General features: G+C 31.4%; 19 protein-coding genes and 1 pseudogene. 13 read left to right on the forward strand and 7 right to left on the reverse strand.

Features of this window, described 5'->3' with window-relative positions:
• Positions 1–12 precede the first annotated feature (12 nt).
• Entirely contained in the window at positions 13–1011 is a 999-nt protein-coding gene (locus ADIWIN_RS18910) for an endonuclease/exonuclease/phosphatase family protein (protein WP_020896255.1), read from the forward strand.
• A 75-nt stretch (positions 1012–1086) separates the two neighbouring features.
• Entirely contained in the window at positions 1087–1704 is a 618-nt protein-coding gene (locus tag ADIWIN_RS18915) for a sugar transferase (protein WP_020896256.1), read from the forward strand.
• Between the two features lie 13 nt (positions 1705–1717).
• Here ADIWIN_RS18915 and ADIWIN_RS18920 read toward each other — a convergent pair whose 3' ends face one another.
• The 3 genes from ADIWIN_RS18920 to ADIWIN_RS18930 all read right to left on the reverse strand — a co-directional run bounded on the left by ADIWIN_RS18920 (position 1718) and on the right by ADIWIN_RS18930 (position 4432).
• Entirely contained in the window at positions 1718–2671 is a 954-nt protein-coding gene (locus ADIWIN_RS18920) for a glycosyltransferase family 2 protein (RefSeq protein WP_020896257.1), read from the reverse strand.
• A 149-nt stretch (positions 2672–2820) separates the two neighbouring features.
• Positions 2821–3477: an HAD family hydrolase gene (locus ADIWIN_RS18925; protein ID WP_040757745.1), complete on the reverse strand. Its 657-nt coding sequence runs from the start codon at positions 3475–3477 to the stop codon at positions 2821–2823.
• Positions 3461–4432, reverse strand: a complete 972-nt coding sequence (locus ADIWIN_RS18930) for an ATP-grasp domain-containing protein (protein WP_020896259.1) — start codon at positions 4430–4432, stop codon at positions 3461–3463. The genes ADIWIN_RS18925 and ADIWIN_RS18930 overlap by 17 nt, the downstream gene beginning before the upstream one ends.
• A 400-nt stretch (positions 4433–4832) precedes the next feature.
• On the opposite strand from ADIWIN_RS18930, the gene ADIWIN_RS18935 reads away from it, so the two are divergent.
• The 7 genes and pseudogenes from ADIWIN_RS18935 (at position 4833) to ADIWIN_RS21595 (ending at position 11049) form a co-directional block, all read left to right on the forward strand.
• On the forward strand, positions 4833–5960 hold the full coding sequence (locus ADIWIN_RS18935) for a DegT/DnrJ/EryC1/StrS family aminotransferase (protein ID WP_040757746.1): 1128 nt from the start codon (positions 4833–4835) through the stop codon (positions 5958–5960).
• The gene (locus tag ADIWIN_RS22040; RefSeq protein ID WP_316929668.1) at positions 5954–6544 is read left to right on the forward strand and encodes a nucleoside-diphosphate sugar epimerase/dehydratase; all 591 of its coding nucleotides are present in this window, start codon (positions 5954–5956) and stop codon (positions 6542–6544) included. The genes ADIWIN_RS18935 and ADIWIN_RS22040 overlap by 7 nt, the downstream gene beginning before the upstream one ends.
• A 104-nt stretch (positions 6545–6648) precedes the next feature.
• A pseudogene (locus ADIWIN_RS22045) lies at positions 6649–7847 on the forward strand (UDP-N-acetylglucosamine 4,6-dehydratase family protein).
• Between the two features lie 36 nt (positions 7848–7883).
• Positions 7884–8660, forward strand: a complete 777-nt coding sequence (locus tag ADIWIN_RS18945; protein ID WP_020896265.1) for a polysaccharide biosynthesis/export family protein — start codon at positions 7884–7886, stop codon at positions 8658–8660.
• 91 nt (positions 8661–8751) lie between these two features.
• On the forward strand, positions 8752–9750 hold the full coding sequence (locus ADIWIN_RS21585; protein ID WP_020896266.1) for a Tyrosine-protein kinase Wzc: 999 nt from the start codon (positions 8752–8754) through the stop codon (positions 9748–9750).
• A gap of 163 nt (positions 9751–9913) precedes the next feature.
• The gene (locus tag ADIWIN_RS21590) at positions 9914–10444 is read left to right on the forward strand and encodes a GNVR domain-containing protein (protein ID WP_020896267.1); all 531 of its coding nucleotides are present in this window, start codon (positions 9914–9916) and stop codon (positions 10442–10444) included.
• A complete protein-coding gene (locus ADIWIN_RS21595; protein ID WP_235047158.1) occupies positions 10441–11049 on the forward strand; it encodes a tyrosine-protein kinase family protein in 609 nt (202 codons plus the stop codon). Before ADIWIN_RS21590 ends, ADIWIN_RS21595 begins: the two co-directional genes overlap by 4 nt.
• A 97-nt stretch (positions 11050–11146) precedes the next feature.
• On the opposite strand, the gene ADIWIN_RS18960 is transcribed toward ADIWIN_RS21595, so the two are convergent.
• A complete protein-coding gene (locus tag ADIWIN_RS18960; protein ID WP_020896269.1) occupies positions 11147–12319 on the reverse strand; it encodes a proline dehydrogenase family protein in 1173 nt (390 codons plus the stop codon).
• 99 nt (positions 12320–12418) lie between these two features.
• Here ADIWIN_RS18960 and aroB point away from each other — a divergent pair, with 99 nt between their 5' ends.
• On the forward strand, positions 12419–13489 hold the full coding sequence (gene aroB / locus ADIWIN_RS18965) for a 3-dehydroquinate synthase (RefSeq protein WP_020896270.1): 1071 nt from the start codon (positions 12419–12421) through the stop codon (positions 13487–13489).
• On the opposite strand, the gene ADIWIN_RS18970 is transcribed toward aroB, so the two are convergent.
• The 3 genes from ADIWIN_RS18970 to ADIWIN_RS18980 form a co-directional block, all read right to left on the reverse strand.
• Complete coding sequence (locus ADIWIN_RS18970) at positions 13486–13998, reverse strand: DinB family protein (RefSeq protein ID WP_020896271.1); 513 nt, start codon at positions 13996–13998, stop codon at positions 13486–13488. The two genes, aroB and ADIWIN_RS18970, sit on opposite strands and share 4 nt — an antisense overlap.
• 67 nt (positions 13999–14065) lie before the next feature.
• The gene (locus ADIWIN_RS18975; protein WP_020896272.1) at positions 14066–14545 is read right to left on the reverse strand and encodes an Lrp/AsnC family transcriptional regulator; all 480 of its coding nucleotides are present in this window, start codon (positions 14543–14545) and stop codon (positions 14066–14068) included.
• 74 nt (positions 14546–14619) lie between these two features.
• Positions 14620–15762: a M14 family zinc carboxypeptidase gene (locus ADIWIN_RS18980; RefSeq protein ID WP_020896273.1), complete on the reverse strand. Its 1143-nt coding sequence runs from the start codon at positions 15760–15762 to the stop codon at positions 14620–14622.
• 303 nt (positions 15763–16065) lie between these two features.
• Here ADIWIN_RS18980 and ADIWIN_RS18985 point away from each other — a divergent pair, with 303 nt between their 5' ends.
• The 3 genes from ADIWIN_RS18985 to ADIWIN_RS18995 are packed head-to-tail and all read left to right on the forward strand — an operon-like array spanning position 16066 to position 17691.
• Positions 16066–16470, forward strand: a complete 405-nt coding sequence (locus ADIWIN_RS18985; protein ID WP_020896274.1) for a helix-turn-helix domain-containing protein — start codon at positions 16066–16068, stop codon at positions 16468–16470.
• 41 nt (positions 16471–16511) lie between these two features.
• A complete protein-coding gene (locus ADIWIN_RS18990) occupies positions 16512–16901 on the forward strand; it encodes a hypothetical protein (protein ID WP_020896275.1) in 390 nt (129 codons plus the stop codon).
• A gap of 4 nt (positions 16902–16905) precedes the next feature.
• Positions 16906–17691: a TerC family protein gene (locus ADIWIN_RS18995; protein ID WP_020896276.1), complete on the forward strand. Its 786-nt coding sequence runs from the start codon at positions 16906–16908 to the stop codon at positions 17689–17691.
• The last annotated feature ends 16 nt before the right edge of the window (positions 17692–17707 follow it).

A 17707-nucleotide genomic window follows, 5' to 3' on the forward strand; every position in this document is an offset into this window, starting at 1 on the left:
TTAATTCTTTAAATGAAACTAGTATTTAACAAAATAGATAAGTTCTCAATTACTGTAATATTTGCTCTAGGAATAGGCGTGGTTAGTTCCTTTGTAGATTTTGGTATTATATCTGTTTTATTTAGCGTCATTACGCCAATAATTTTTATAATTACTAGCGTTTTAGCTCTATACGGTCTATTTAAAAAAAAATATTATTATTTAATTGGACCATTACTATATTTACTTTTTTATAACTTTTTCCTTCAATTTAATAACATAACTCATATAGAATACACTGACTCTATAAGTATTTTATCCTATAATGTGAGAGCATTTAAACAACCAACAACAAACCATCCTAATACAGATGAATCCTCAAGCATTATAAAATTTATTGACTCCATTGATGCAGACATACTAACATTACAAGAATCTTCATATAAAGAAGGACAAAAAATAAACGGTTATCCCTATTCTTTCTTAGGGTACAGACCAAACAAAGACAAATCTCTACTTACTATACATTCTAAATACCCCATAATTAATCAGGGTTTTATAGACTTCCCTGACACAAAAAACAGTACTATTTATGCAGATATAAAAATTAATAAAGACACAATTACTGTATATAATTCACATCTACAATCCTATATTTTCAAACCTAGTGATATCACAAACAAACAGTTAGATTATCGCTATTTTAAAAAATTAAATAATACCATTGCAAAACAAATAGAGCAAGCAAAACTTATAAAACGCCACGCTAATAATAACAATAAAAAAATCATTATTTGCGGAGATTTTAATGCCACTCCATTTAGCCAAACATATAGAATTTTAAAAAAAGAACTCAATGATTCTTTTTTAAATAAAGGAGATGGGTTAGGTAGCACTTATTCCCTATTAAACTACCCCTTGCGGTTAGATTATTTTCTTAGTAATGAGCATATTGAAGTCATTAATCATGAAAATTTTAACTTAAATCTATCAGATCATGAACCAATACATATTAAGTTTAAAATTTTATAATAACTTTATCTCATAATTTTTCGATTAAAGCAATGTATTTATAATGTTTTTTTTTAATTATAACTGACCAAAAAAATGAAAAAACTATATAGTGTAATACTTAAACCCCTATTCGATTTTTTAATAGCACTTGTTGGACTCTTAATTATTTCTCCTTTATTTATATTTTTAATTATTAGTCTTTTTATACTTAATAAAGGCAAACCATTCTTTTATCAATTAAGAGCGGGAAAAAATGGAAAATTGTTTACTATCATTAAGTTTAAAACCATGACAGATAAGACGGACAACCAGGGTAACTTGTTGCCAGCCATGGAACGTGTGACTAAAATCGGAAAAATTTGCAGAAAATTATCATTAGATGAATTACCGCAATTAATTAACATTTTAAAAGGTGATATGAGCCTAATTGGTCCTCGACCATTATTACCTGAATACCTTGAGCGCTATACTAATACACAGAACATGAGACATAATGTTTTACCAGGTATAACAGGTTGGGCTCAGGTTAATGGAAGAAATACTATTAGCTGGGAACAAAAATTTGAATATGACGTCTATTATGTAAAACATCAGTCTCTGCCTTTAGATTTTAAAATTATTCTCAAAACAATAGATAAAGTTATTAACAGAAAAGACATTAATAATTCTGAAACTTTAGATATGCCAGAGTTTAAAGGTACTAAGGCATAACCGTTGCATTAAACTACCTCATGAACTTCCTAAATGGCCAAATTATAATAAATAAGATTTTAATTAAAAAGGAGTCTATAGACTTTATGTATGCCTTTAAAGGATAATCGAGATACTTAGATGATCGAAGAGTTATGTACGCTGTTTTTAAAAAGTAAATAGGTGCTTTATAGAAGTACTTACCTAAAAACCAATTATTTATAGCTAAACCATTAAATACTATTCCGAAAGCACTTTTTGAAGTCATTGGAGTATTCATAATAGAATCTTCAACACCAACATGGTATATGCGTAGCGTTTTATTAACGCATTTAGTTAGAAACCCCATTCTGGCTACAGTATTCCATATTATGCTTTCTGGAATAAAACCGAAAGTTAGCATGTAAGGATGAATATTTATATTCCTTAATACCTCTGTCTTTGTAAAACCCCATTTTTCTCCGGATATCTTATTTGTAATCGCTGCCTCAAATGTATTACAATAAAAAGGGTCTTCAGGAAATAGATTTCCAATAGGATTACCATATTGGTCTTCACAATTAACAGTTATCGCTGCAACTTTAGGCTTTAACTCATTAGGTATTTCCTTATACTCATTATTAAAAACTTCCAAAGTATTTGGATAACATTCATCATCACCATCAAACGGAAGTAAGAATTCACCTTGAGCCAATGCTATGGATTGAATGAAACAACTCATCTTGTGTTTATTCTCTTTATTATTGACATAATGAATGTTGAGAGGAGAAGTCTCTATAATTTGTGTAATAACATCATGAGACTTATCCGTAGAAGCATCGTTTATAATAAGCCATTCAAAGTCTTTGTAAGTTTGATTCAATAAGGAATCATGAACTTTTTTTATAGATTTTTCACAATTAAAAACGGGAGTAAATACAGTAAACCTATACTTAAAAAGCAATGGTGTCTTTTCTTTATATGTAGGCATTAAATCCTTAAAATTCATAATAAGTACATATTAAATAGCATTAGTTATAAGTAACGGTTATTTATAACAACCTTAGATAAAAATCTAATTATTTAAAAAATAATCTCGCTAATAAGACTATCGATCATTTTTATTGAACTAAGTAACAGTGTCAAATGAAATAAAAACTATTCAATATTTATATCCTTTATAGACATGATCCATTCCATTGGTTGGTTTTCAGGAGTCATAAATTTATGTGATTCAAAATGAATATTTCTACCATTATCTATTAATGCAACGCTTTTCCATCCTAAAGTATTTGGTGCTAAAAAATCCTTTTTCAAATTGTCTGCTATATAATAATATTCTGCGCCTGTTAAAGCGTTTTCAATAGCTTCAAAATTGGCTGAACTTGGCTTTTCAGAACCTATTTCTTCAGATATAATTATTTTATCAATATAGTTTAAAATACCAAGGCTTAGTAATTTTGCTCGTTGTGTTTTAGATCTGCCATCAGTGATGATTCCTATTTTACCATTTTTAGATTTGATTGCGTTAAATACGTCTAATACCCCTTCAAACAATTCAATATCCGGATGATGATCTCTATACATAGCAACTAAAAATCCAATTTCAGTTTTGTGGGTCGTAGAAAGAAATTCAAAAACATTATCCTTGCATCTATAAAGTGAAAACATTTTAGAATATAAGGCTTTCCAATCCCCGGGATCTAAAAATTCAGCAATCTCCTTATAAGCAGACCTCAAATAATCTAATTCATTGTACAGCGTATCGTCTAAATCAAAGACTACCACGGTATTTTTATTAATCTTTATATCCATGTACTAAAACTTCATCATCATAACGAATCATTAATAAATCACTTTCCCAAGCATCAAATTTTTCTTCTATTGATTTATCATATAAATATTCCTCAATAATCCATTTCGTAAAATTTGCACCTGAAAGATAAGATAAGGGATAACCTCCACCAAATCGAGGGTTGATTTCAATAGCATAAATCTTTTCATTATCATCTTTATGCAAAAAAAACTGAGCCGTAAGACATCCAACGGCACCATTTATTTTGTTCAAGTTTTTCTTTATATAAGGAACCAAAGAATTTCTGACTGTCAATGCCTTATAAACCTCTCCATCTCTAACCTCTATCCGTTTTCTTGGCACCACACATTTTAATATATGATCTTTGCTAAAATATAAATCACATGTAAATTCATCATATTCTTCATGATCTATATACTCTAAAAACATTAACTTTTCATTACTAAAATGATAGTCTGTTAGATCTTCTTTTGTTCGTATTAAATATGTATCCACGCTCCTACTTCCATCTATAGGTTTAATAAAAAGTGGCAAACTGTAATTGTCTTTTTCGTATTCTTTAGCCACACTAACATTATGGGATTCAAAAAACTGATGTATTACACGTTTGTTTCGACACTTAGAAACAAAATCAACCGACGAAATCACAACTTCAATACCTTCCTGCTTAAATTTTTCTTTATTTTTTGCCAACTCAAGTAGTTCAGTATCTATTGTTGGAACAATCAAAGAAATATTATGTGTTTTACAAAAATTGATTAAAACGGAAATATAATCAGGCGCATCTAATCTTGGCACTTTAAAAAAGCCATCAGCGATTTGGCAAGCAGCAGATAAAATAGGATCAGCATCTGTAGCAAAAACTTTACTGTCTTTATTGATTTTATTGATTTCTTTTTGAAAGGATCTTATAAGCGAAACTCTACGTCCTGCTGAAGTGATTAAGATATTCATTTTATCGATTTAAATTACGTTTTTTAAACACTTTTATAATGTTATAAATATAATATAGTTAGCATTATCATTGTTAAAAAAAAGAGATTAAGATATGAAAAATTAAAAGTCAAGTCAAGTTAAGTTACATATCTATTTTTTAAAACAGGCAACTCAAATGTAAGGTTTTTGACATAATTATACGATTAAGGCAATTCAAAAAATTATCATAGATCAAATGGATTATAATATTCACTACTTTTGCCAAAATAAAAAACGTAATTATCTGCTTTTAATCGTTTTATTAGGGTTAACCCAATATAAAAACGCATATTTACCTATTAAATTAGATCGTGTCCCAGATCCCTCTAATGACATGAAATTGAATAGTAATAGCATAATTACTTAACAATTTTTACGTATGAAACCTAAAATATGGCTTTCATCACCACATATGAGTGGTAATGAACTATCTTATATCAATGAAGCTTTCGAAACCAACTGGGTTGCACCACTAGGACCAAACGTCAATGGTTTTGAAAGTGATTTACAATCTTACCTTAACGACAATCGACATGTTGCAGCATTAGCTTCTGGTACATCTGCTTTACATTTAAGCCTAATTATGTTGGGCGTTGGCATTGGAGATGAAGTGATTTGCCAAAGTAAAACATTTTCTGCTTCGGCAAACCCGATAGTCTATCAAGGAGCTTCGCCTGTTTTTGTGGATAGCGAAAGAGACACATGGAATATGTGCCCAGAACAACTAGAAATCGCTATTAAAGACAGAATATCAAAAGGAATAAAACCTAAAGCTATCATCGCTGTACACTTATATGGTATGCCTTATAAGGTTGATCAGATTAATGAAGTTGCTTTAAAATATAGTATACCTGTTATAGAGGACAGTGCAGAATCCTTAGGAAGTTTATATAAAGGTAAAAATTGTGGTACGTTGGGAGATTTCTCTATACTATCATTTAATGGAAATAAGATTATAACAACTTCTGGAGGAGGTGCTTTAGTTACTAAAAGCAAGGAACTTAAACAAAAAGCTGTTTTTTTAGCAACTCAAGCTAGAGATGATGCTCCACATTACTTGCACTCGCAAATTGGATATAATTACAGAATGTCTAATATTGTTGCTGGTATTGGCCGTGGACAAATGACAATATTAGATAGCCATGTTGCAAAACGTCGTTCAAATCATCAATTTTATTTTGATGCTTTTAAACACAATAACAGAATCACTTTTCTTCAAGAACCAGAAGGTTATTTTTCTAACCGCTGGCTATCTTGTATTCTCTTAGATTCTAAAGAGACTCGTGAGAATTTAAGATTGGCATTAGAAAAAGAAAATATTGAATCTAGACCGTTATGGAAACCAATGCATCAACAACCGGTTTTTGAAAAGTATCCTAGTTACCTTAATGGTGTTTCTGATGAGTTATTTGAGAAAGGTTTATGTCTGCCTAGCGGGTCAAATCTTACTGATAATGAATTAGAAAGGATAGTTTTAGCGATAAATGCGTATTTTGTAACATGTTAATTAAACTTCTGAATAAAATATCGACAAAATATGCCTCCAAATGGCTTGTACTGTTATTCGATGTAATAATTGTAATAGCTTCATTTTTCTTGGCCTATTTAATACGATATAATTTTCAGATAGATTTTGACTTTACAAACCTATTAAACCAAGTACCATACGTCGCAATTATTGCAGCTATTAGCTTTGTTGCTGTTGGATCGTATAAGGGAGTCGTTAGATTCACAGGATTTAAAGACATTGTAAATATTATTATCGGAGCAAATATATTAGCTACTATTCTAATATTTTTTACGTTTTTAAGTAGAAAAATGCTTGGTGATAACAGTATTTTTAATTTACCTGGATCTATTATTTATATTAACTTATTATTAAATATCTTATTGCTCATTGGAGCTAAGCTATTTATCAAATCTATTTATAACCATATAACTCAAGATTTTCAATCAGTCTCTAATGTTTTAATTTTTGGAGCCGGAAACTCTGGCATGTTAACTTACGATGCTATTCAAAATGACACTAAAAGCGGCTTAGAAGTTGTCGGTTTTATTGATGATGATGAACGTAAAATAGGAAAAAAATAAACTTATTAAGAGTTTATAGTATTGAATCTATTACAGAAGATTTTATTAAAATTAATGATGTTGAAGACGTTATAATTTCAATTCAAAATATTGATCCTACGCGATTGCTTCAAATTACGGGGAGTCTTTTTTCTTTAGGTCTTAAAGTTAAAATTGTACCTCCTGTCCAAAGTTGGATAGATGGAGACCTAAGTGTTGGTCAAATAAAAGAAGTTAAAATTGAAGATTTACTAGGCAGAGATCCTATTAATATAAAAAATCCTGATTTAGAACACCAATACGACAATAAAGTTATTTTAATAACTGGTGCTGCAGGCTCTATTGGAAGTGAGATTTGTAGAAAGGTAAGTTTATATAACTATAAGAAATTAATATTAGTAGATAATGCAGAGTCTGCACTCTACGATATACAACAAGAATTTAGACAACTAGGTTTAGAGAATATTGAAGCTATTGTTGCTGATGTTCGTAATCGAACGAGAATAGACCAACTATTCAATCTATATAAACCTAAAATAATTTTCCATGCAGCGGCTTACAAACACGTTCCGTTAATGGAGAACAACCCATTTGAAGCGGTTAGTGTTAATATTGGTGGCACTAAAAATGTTGCAGATATAGCCGTAAAACATAGTGTTGATAAATTTGTTTTAATTTCAACGGATAAAGCAGTTAATCCAACAAATGTGATGGGAGCAACTAAGCGAATAGCTGAACTGTATGTAAGCTGCCTAAAAGGAAAAGGACACACAAAATTTATAACAACTAGATTTGGAAATGTTTTAGGTTCAAATGGATCTGTTATTCCTTTATTTAAAAACAAATAGACAAAGGAGGCCCTTTGACAGTAACTCATAAAGATATTACTCGTTATTTTATGACAATCCCAGAAGCTTGTCAATTAGTATTAGAAGCTGCAGCTATGGGTAATGGTGGTGAGATTTTTGTCTTTGACATGGGAGAGCCAATTAAGATTTTTAGTCTAGCCACAAACATGATTATTTTATCTGGCTTAAGATATCCTGAAGATATTGATATTAAAATCACAGGTTTAAGGCCTGGCGAAAAGATTTATGAAGAGCTTTTAGCTGATGGCGAGAACACTAAAAAAACATATCATGATAAAATAATGATTGCAAAATCAAGACATGTAGATATTAGTAATGTAGAAAAACAAATTAATAAGCTCACCGCAATAAACTCGTTAACCCAGCCCTTAGAAATTGTATCTTCAATTAAGCAGTTAATACCTGAATATATCTCTAATAATTCAACATATGAAGTGTTGGATATAAAAAAATAAACTAAATTTTACAATAAAATTTAAACAGCGCTAAACATGAAAACCCGTTTTCTCATCATCTCAGTATTATCAATCTTTATTGCCACTTCATGTGGTTCTCGAAAAGATTTTATTTATTTCCAAGATGAACCTCTTTTAGAAGGACAGCTTTCGTCTGAACCAACTGAATTAACTTATAAGCCTGACGATATATTAACTATTAATGTAACCGCATTAGACCCAGCCACCGTTAGTCCGTTTAATTTACCTGCAGTATCACATAATACTTCAGATTTATTAAGTGCTCAAGGAGGACTAACTCAACAAACTTATTTAATTGATTATAATGGTAATATTGAGTTTCCAGTTTTTGGAACGCTAAAAGTTGAAGGGCTTACACGGTCAAAATTAACTACTATGTTAGTTGAGCGTATTAGCACCATGGCAAAGGATCCTATTGTGAATGTTCGATTAGCAAATTTCACCATAACCATTATTGGAGAAGTTAGCAGCCCCGGAACTTTTACCATGCAAGATGAAAGAGTAACCATTTTAGAAGCATTGGGTTATGCTGGCGATTTAACCATCTTTGGAAAACGAAAAACGATTAAATTAATAAGAGAAATTGATGGAAAAAAGAAGTTTGCCAATATTGATTTAACGTCAATTAATTCAGTTAACTCACCGCTATATTATTTACAGCAGAATGACGTCATATATGTTGAACCTAATAATGCTAAAATACGCTCTTCAACATACAATCAAAACAATGGTGTCTTAATCTCTGCTATTGGTACGCTAACTACAGTAATCGCTGTATTCTTAATAAAATAATCTAAGCTTTTACAATCTAGTATTACATGGAATCTAAAAATATTATATTTACGAAAGAAATAAAGAAAACATTGAGCTTGTACTTATCTCGATGGAAGTTAATTTCTTTTTCGTTATTATAGCATTAGCATTTGCATACACCCACTTACGTTATTCAACTTATCAATATGAAGCTTCTGCTACAATAAGAATTAAAGATGATAAGGAGTCTCAGAAATTACCTAGCTTAGCTGAACTTAGCGGCAGTAGTCTTTTATCTGGTAAATCGAATGAGATAAAAGATGAGATTGCGGTTATGATGTCAAGAACCTTAATATCTAACATTGTTAAGAATTTAAAACTAAATATTACATTTTATGAACAAGGCAAAATAAAGGAGCAAGAAATCTATGAAAATCCTCCTATAAAATTAAACTTTTTTGCCAACGATTCTATTATACATAAAATAGACACTACTCTTTTTATTAAAATAAAATCTTCGTCAGAGTTTCTAATGTTTAAAGATGATGGAAAATCACTTATGGACCGTGATGAATCTTTAGGTAAACCCTTTTCTTTTGGTGATCGTATAAAAACAGGGTTTGGTGATATCGTAATTGTACCGAATAGTGGAATCTACAGTCCAAAAACAGGAAGCAACTTAAGAGTATCTATCAGACATATATCGAGCGTTGTAGGTCTGTACCAATCAAACCTCGCAATATCTGCTGGTGATGAATCAAGTATCGTAAAATTAAGCCTTAAAGACAACATACCTAAAAGGGCTATAAATTTTTTAAATCAATTAATAAAAGAATATAACAATGATGTTATTACGGATAAAGAAGAGGTTGTAAGGGTAACTTCCGACTTCATAAATAACCGTTTAGAATTAGTATTCAAAGAATTAGAAGAAGTCGATTTTACTGCAGAACAACTTCAAAAACGAAATAATTTAACAGCCCTTGGTGCTCAAGCAGACATATACCTACAAAGTGAAAGACAAAATGAGTCTCAAATTAATAACACTGCAAACACGATTAATTTAATTGATTACTTACAGCAAGAAATACAAGAAAAAATAAAAATTCTGACATTCTACCTTCAATAGGGATTGCTGACGGAAACGTAGGTCAAGTCACTCAAACTCACAATGAATTAGTAGCAGAGCGCGATAAGCTTTTGAAAAATTCCACTGAAAGTAATCCTGTAGTCATTAATTTAAACAATCAAATTAATTCCTTAAAGGAAACTTATCGAGTTCACTTGAAAGTATGAAAAGATCAAATGAGATTACACTCAATAATCTCAATAGAGAAGATGCGCGAATTAGAGGACAATTGTATTCTGCTCCAACCAAACAAAAACAACTAAGAGGTATCGAACGCCAGCAAAGTATTAAAGAATCACTTTACTTATATTTATTAGAAAAACGGGAAGAATCAGCTATTACCCTTGGAATGTTCACGTCAAATGCTAAAGTTATTGATCATGCCTATTCCTCATTTAGGCCTGTCTCACCAAATAAAATGATTACGTATTTAGCATCTTTGCTATTAGGCTTAATGATTCCCATAAGCTTTATTTATATAAAAGACTTGTTAGATACAAAAATCTATGATAAAGATGACCTATTAGAAGTACTTAATATTCCGTACATAGGTGATATACCATTAACAAGTAAAAAGACCGAGCTAATCTCTAAAGTAGATTACTCTCCAAAAGCTGAAGCGTTTAGAATAATAAGATCTAACATAGATTTTGTTTTGAAAAAGAATGATTCTAAAACAAAAATATTTTTATAACTTCTACTAGAGCTCAAGAAGGCAAATCACACACCAGCGCTAATTTAGCCTCTTCCATTTCGTTTTCTGAAAAAACAGTCTTATTGATTGAAATGGACATTCGAGTACCTAAAATCATGAAATATCTAAATGAAAAACCAGATTCGAATGTGGGTTTATCAGACTACATTGCAAACAAATCAATAAAGCCCAATGAGATTGTAAATAAATTAAAAAATAACGAATATTTAGATGTTATTTCTTCTGGGACAATTCCACCTAACCCATCAGAATTACTGATGAGTGACAGAGTAAAGGATTTATTTGAATATTTTGAAGATAAATACGATTATATTATTGTGGACACTTCAGCAGTAGGCTTAGTCAGTGACACATTACTTGTCTCAAAGTTTGCTGATATGTTTATTTATGTAGTTAGTGCAGATAATGTTGATAAAAGACAATTAGCTGCGGTGGCGAAACCGCTTTATGATGATAATAGATTACCAAATATGAATATGCTTTTAAATGGAACTAATTTTGGTAAGAAAGGCTATGGCTATGGTTACGGTTACGGCAACAATCCTCACAAAAAGAAAAAATGGTATCAATTTGGAAAGTCTTAATTCAAATACTCATTACTTTTCAAGTTATCTAAAATAAAAAAAAGCCACTAATAAAATTTAGTGGCTTTTTAATTTAATATTTTTAATAGTTGTATTTCTACAACTTTCGTCTCCGCTTCTCCGTTTTTAATAAAGTCAGTTCCCTACTAGTCTGACCAGAAACAGACGTGTTCTCCTCTGCCCTTCTAATTAAATAAGGCATCACATCCTTAACAGGGCCAAAAGGGATGTATTTTGCCACATTATAACCTTGCGCTGCCAGATTAAAGCTGATATGATCACTCATGCCGTATAATTGCCCAAACCAAACGTTATTATCTTGCTTGGCGATATTATGAGCTTCCATAAGTTCCATTGCTAAAAAGCAACTTGCCTCATTATGGGTGCCAATAAATACAGAAATATCTTTTAAATTATTGAGAATATAATTTAGTGCATCGTTAAAGTTATCGTCTGTTGCTTTTTTGTTTTCGCAAATTGGAGAGTCATATCCTTTTTCTAATGCACGATCACGTTCCTTTTCCATATAAGCACCACGAACAATTTTCATACCTATTTTAAACCCACTTTCTTTAGCACGCTGGTGTAAATCTTTTAAATAATCTAAACGATCCCAACGATACAATTGCAACGTATTATAAACTATAGTAACATCTTTGTTATAGCGACGCATCATTTCTTCCACCAAATCATCAGCTGCATCTTGCATCCAACTTTCTTCTCCATCGATTAAAACTTCGACGTCTTTCTCTTTAGCAAGTTTACAAACGGTATCAAACCGGTTTATTATTCTGCCCCATTCAGCGTCTTCCTCTGTTGTTAACGCTACTCCTTCGGTCTTCTTTTGATATAACAAAAAGCGTCCAAAACCTGAAGGCTTAAAGACAACAATTGGCATCGCTTCTCTATCATCACAAAAACGAATGATTTTTAGTATTTTCTCTAAAGCATTATCGAATTGATTTTCTTCTGCTTTTCCTTCCACTGAATAATCCAAAACTGAACTAACACCTTCTGTATATAATTTATCTATAACAGGTAAACAATCTTCTTCATTAACACCTCCACAAAAATGATCAAACACTGTGGCTCGTATTAATTTTTCTACTGGCAAATGTGCTTTCAACGCAAAATTTGTCACAGCTGTTCCAATCCTAACCAAAGGTTCAGAAGATATCATCTTAAATAAAAAATAAGCACGTTCTAATTCTGAATCAGATTTTAAAGTAAATGCTGTACCGGTGTTCTCAAAGAGTGAACGATTTATCATTAGCTAAAAGAATATAAATGCAAATATATTTATTATAGTCTTACTTTTTTTTCTAAAAAGGAAGTATTTTCACATCTTATTTTGCAGACAATATTAATTATGGAATCTATTTCAACAAAAAACGCCGTAGTACACTTTAATTCTGAAGTTTACACAGAACTTAATAACTACATTAAAACAGCAAAACCGTCTAAGATATTTATTTTGGTAGACACAAACACACACGATTATTGTTTACCAAAGTTCCAAGAGCGCATAGAATCTCACGACATAGCTATAGAAGTTATGGAAATGCCAAATGGAGAAGAACACAAATCTATTGATATTTGTACTGGTGTTTGGGAAGCTTTGTCAGAGTATAATGCCGATCGCAAAAGTTTATTAATCAATTTAGGTGGCGGTGTCGTAACAGATTTAGGTGGCTTTGTCGCAAGTACCTATATGCGAGGCATAACTTACATAAACATACCAACCTCTTTATTAGCAATGGTAGATGCTTCTGTTGGCGGAAAAACAGGAGTTGACTTAGGGACTTTAAAAAATCAAGTTGGGGTTATAAACGAAGGTGTAATGGTAGGCGTAGACACTTCTTTTTTAGATACACTTCCTCAAAATGAAATGGTTTCTGGTTTTGCAGAAATGCTAAAACATGGTTTAATCTATGATGAAGCGTATTGGAATACCTTAACCAATCTCGAAAATTTAGACCTTTCTGATTTAGACGGTTTAATTTATGATTCAATTGTTATTAAAAACACTGTAGTAACTTCTGATCCTACCGAACAAGGCTTAAGAAAAATCTTAAATTTCGGACACACTCTAGGTCATGCTATAGAAAGTTATTTCATGGAAAATGCAGATAAAACTCCGCTACTTCATGGTGAAGCTATAGCCATAGGCATGATTTTAGAAACTTATTTATCAACTAAAATTTGTGGACTAAGCCATGATCACTTAGAAATAATCACAAAAGGGATTTTAAAAACATTTTCTAAAGTTGAAATCACTAAAGTAGATCAACAACAAATCATAGAATTTTTAAAATACGACAAGAAAAACAGTCATGGTGTTGTAAAATTTGTACTTCTTGAAGCTATTGGAAAACCTAAACTAGACTGCGTAGTTAGTAATGATTTAATTATAGAAGCGTTTGATTATTACGCGAATTAAAGGTAGCGTTCGTTTATAATTTTGAGGTGATGATTTTCATGGCCCATTATAATATAACCAATTGCTCTAACGGATACAGGAAAATTAGATGCTTCCCCAATAAGAAGTAATGTATCTGTATCGAGTGAACTAAATAATATAATCGTTGCTTGCCGTACAGCTCTATATTCCTCTAACAAATTATCCATAGTACGCTTTTCTGCATTTGCTTGCACAACATAATCATCTTGCTCAAAACCTGCTAACGGTGTTTTATCTTGTCTAGCTATTCGTAATGCTCTATACGCAAAAATACGCTCAGTGTCTATAGTATGAAGTAATACGTCTTTTATAGTCCACTTCCCTTCTGCATAGGCATAACTATGTTTTTCTTGTGGAATATTTGAATAAAAAGAAACCAAATCGTCTAAATTTTGTTTCAATCCTTCAACAATACCCAAATCCATATTGGTTGCTTCAATATATGGTTTATAATAAGGATTGTATTCTGATACTTTAATAGAGTTCATGTACTTTTAAATAAAAAAGCCCTAAGTCATAGTAACTAAGGGCTGTTGTTAAAATATTTTACTTTGATTACAATTCATTAAAAATGGTATGCATCAAACGTTTCTTATCATTAAGACTCTCTTCTAACGAAATCATAGTCTCTGTTCTATAAACTCCTTCAATATCATCTAACATAAAGATAATGTCCTTTGCGTGCATTGTGTCTTTCGCTCTTATTTTACAGAAAATATTGAACTTCCCTGTTGTAATATGCGCTACCGTCACATAAGGTATATCTGTAATACGCTCTAAAACAAATTTAGTCTGTGATGTGTTTTGCAGAAAAACACCTACATAAGCTATAAATGAATAATCGAGCTTTTGGTAATCTAGTGTTAAAGATGAACCCATAATAATACCAGCTTCCTCCATTTTCTTTACACGCACATGTACAGTACCCGCAGAAATCAATAATTTTTTTGCTATATCTGTGAAAGGAATACGCGTATTATCGATAAGCATATCGAGAATTTGGTGATCAACTTCATCTAATTTAAACTTTGCCATAATTATATAATCTTTAAACTAAACGCAAAAATAGAACATTTACATTAACAATTATGCATTATAACTGAATATTTTTACGGTTTTAATGAGATTCTTTCATTATTCATCATTACGAAATCGATTTCGGAACCTATGGTTAGTTCAGAATTCCCTATTGTTTCTACTAAAAACCCATTGGCTTCTATTTCTTTATGTCCGTACTTCTTATTTAACTTAGAGACTTCTTCTACTATTGGCACAAATTGTAATTTACCCTCTATTAAAACCTCTTTATACTGAATTGCAATATCAACCAAATCGTCTAAGTCGTTACATTTTGCATTCCTTATAATAACATCGTAGAAACATTTTGCATTTTCTGGTATATCAAAATAAGCTTCATACTTATCAATATCAACTCCATTCACAATAACATCGAGTCCTTTCAAAATAGCAATAAACATAAAACGCCTCACCTCTTCTCTATCGTAATCATTTTTATAGTGTCCGGCTTCATATAGTAATGTAGGCACACCAAAATCCTGAAAAGTATCACCAACACAGTTAATATTAAAACCATCATCATAACGCCCTATTCCATTCGGAATTTCACTCTGAAGTAATTGATTGATTTCAGCTATAATAGACATAGCAGCTTTTCTATTTGCTGTTAGCGTACGCTCTTGGTTTTGCGCAGGAGATAGAAACGAAAGCGTCGCTACATTATCTGTTTCACCAGCACTAAAAATAGTCCGTTGCCCATGAAGATTAAAGCAATATTCCGGTCTAAAATCATTATATAATTGACGTAGTACATTGCTTTCTGGCTGAGATAAATTTTGTGCATCTCTATTCAAATCAATTTCATTGGCATTTACACGTGTATAACATTCAGCTCCATCAGGATTTAAAATAGGAACCACCATTAAGGTGCAGCGTTCTAATATGCGATTTGAAAGATCTTGTTCTGTTTCAAACATATTGAAGCAATCGAAAAGTGCTTTAGTAGATGTTGATTCATTACCATGCATTTGTGACCATAGTAAAATTTTGATAGGCCCATTACCATATTTCAAACTATATATTGGTCGATTTTCAACGGAATATCCAAGTGTAGAAATAATAGGATTTGATAATTTATCTAAACAATTTTCAATCTGAGAATTGGTAATATAGCGACCATATAGTTCAGGTGTTTTTACCTGTAAAAATATCTGACTTAAAGACTTTAAATTCATAGGAGTAATTTAATGGTTACAAATGTAATCATTTGATAATTTACAATTGTAAACAGTGTAATTGAGTGAAGTTGTTACATTCGTAAACAATCTTTCGTATAAAACCGAATCCTAAAACTAAAACACGAACACAAAATCTAAACAAAAACATTAAACCACAATAATTAACATGTTTTCAGTATCTTAACACACAAAATCAAACTAATAATTTAATGTAAATAAAATAATTACCCCATATTTCGCTCACACCCAAATACTATTGTTTACATTTGTATCGTTATAATTACAAATCTCAAGTTTACAATGATAAACTCAATAGAATTTACCGGACGCCTACAAAAAGTCATTGATTATTATAGCGAATCTGCCTCTAGTTTTGCTGAGAAAATCGGAGTACAACGCTCTAGTATTTCTCATATTTTAAGTGGCAGAAACAAACCCAGCTTAGACTTTGTAATGAAAGTTCTTCACTCATATCCCGAAGTAGAATTGTACTGGTTAATGAATGGAAAAGGCGACTTCCCAAGTCAGCCTAAAACATCAGAACCAACGCATCCTACCATAACCGAAACAAAACCAAAACCACAAATTCCAAAACCAAACTCTACTCCCGTCCTTGGTTCTCGTTCTAGTTCTGATTCTGATTCTGAAATTGACAAAATCGTAATATTTTACAAAGACGGCACTTTTAAAAGTTACAAGCCCTAATATTGGTTGTACTATTTATTATCTTTGTTTAAAAGATTTATATGAGATTTTTTCTTTCAATATTAGCGTTGGTATTATTAAGCAGCTGTTATTCTATAGAGCGAGATTGTACAGATTTCAAAACAGGCACTTTTGAGTTCACGTATTCTATAGATGGCATTGAGCAAACCTCGCGATTTATGCGCACGGAGGATTTAAACATTGATTACCACGAAGAGGAAAAGGCGGATTCATCATCTATTAGATGGATTAATGATTGTGAATTTATATTGAAGAAATTACACCCAACCACTAATTCTGAAAAAGAGGCTATTCACATGAAGATCCTCTCCACCACAGATGATTCTTATACGTTTGAATACAAACTCGCGGTAAAAAGACCTAACAGGCCTTCACGAGTCGAAAAAGGTGTTGCAAAAAAAATAAAATAACATTATGCTCGATTTCTTGCTAACTACCGATGCTATAATGGCATTGTTGACTTTAACGTTTTTAGAAATTATACTCGGTATAGATAATATTGTATTTATATCTATTGCAGCAAACAAATTACCAGAACACCAACGAAGTAAAGCCACCAAAATAGGACTATTATTTGCTTTGGTACAGCGTATTATCCTGTTGTTTTTTGTGTCTTTTTTAGTAGGACTCAGCAAGCCATTTTACAACATTGAAACTAATTGGCTATCGATTGGAATTAGCTGGCAAGCCATTATTCTATTTGCTGGTGGTTTATTTTTAATCTACAAAAGCACGTCTGAAATACGAGAAAAAGTAGAAAATCCATCTCACGATGAAGACGTCGTAAAATCCAAAGCCACCAAATCAATAAGCAATGTGATTGTTCAAATAATTATTCTTGATTTTATATTTTCGATTGACTCTATCTTAACCGCGGTAGGAATGACAAATGGACTACACCCAAATCACAACTACACGCTAGTGTTAATGATTATTGCGGTCATGATCTCAATTGGCATTATGATTGGTTTTGCTAACCCGATTCGGAAATTCATAGACAAACACCCAAGTATTCAGATTTTAGGACTTGCCTTTTTAATTTTAATAGGCTTTATGCTAATAACTGAAGCTGCGCATCTATCTCATACCGAATTCTTCGGAAAAACGGTTGGCGCAATACCTAAAGGCTATTTGTATTTTGCTATAGCATTTTCTTTGTTTGTAGAATTCTTAAATTTTAAAGCGTTTAAAAAGAAATAGCTCGAGGCTTCCGCCC

This window comes from Winogradskyella psychrotolerans RS-3 (assembly GCF_000427335.1).
Taxonomy (GTDB): Bacteria; Bacteroidota; Bacteroidia; order Flavobacteriales; family Flavobacteriaceae; genus Winogradskyella; species Winogradskyella psychrotolerans.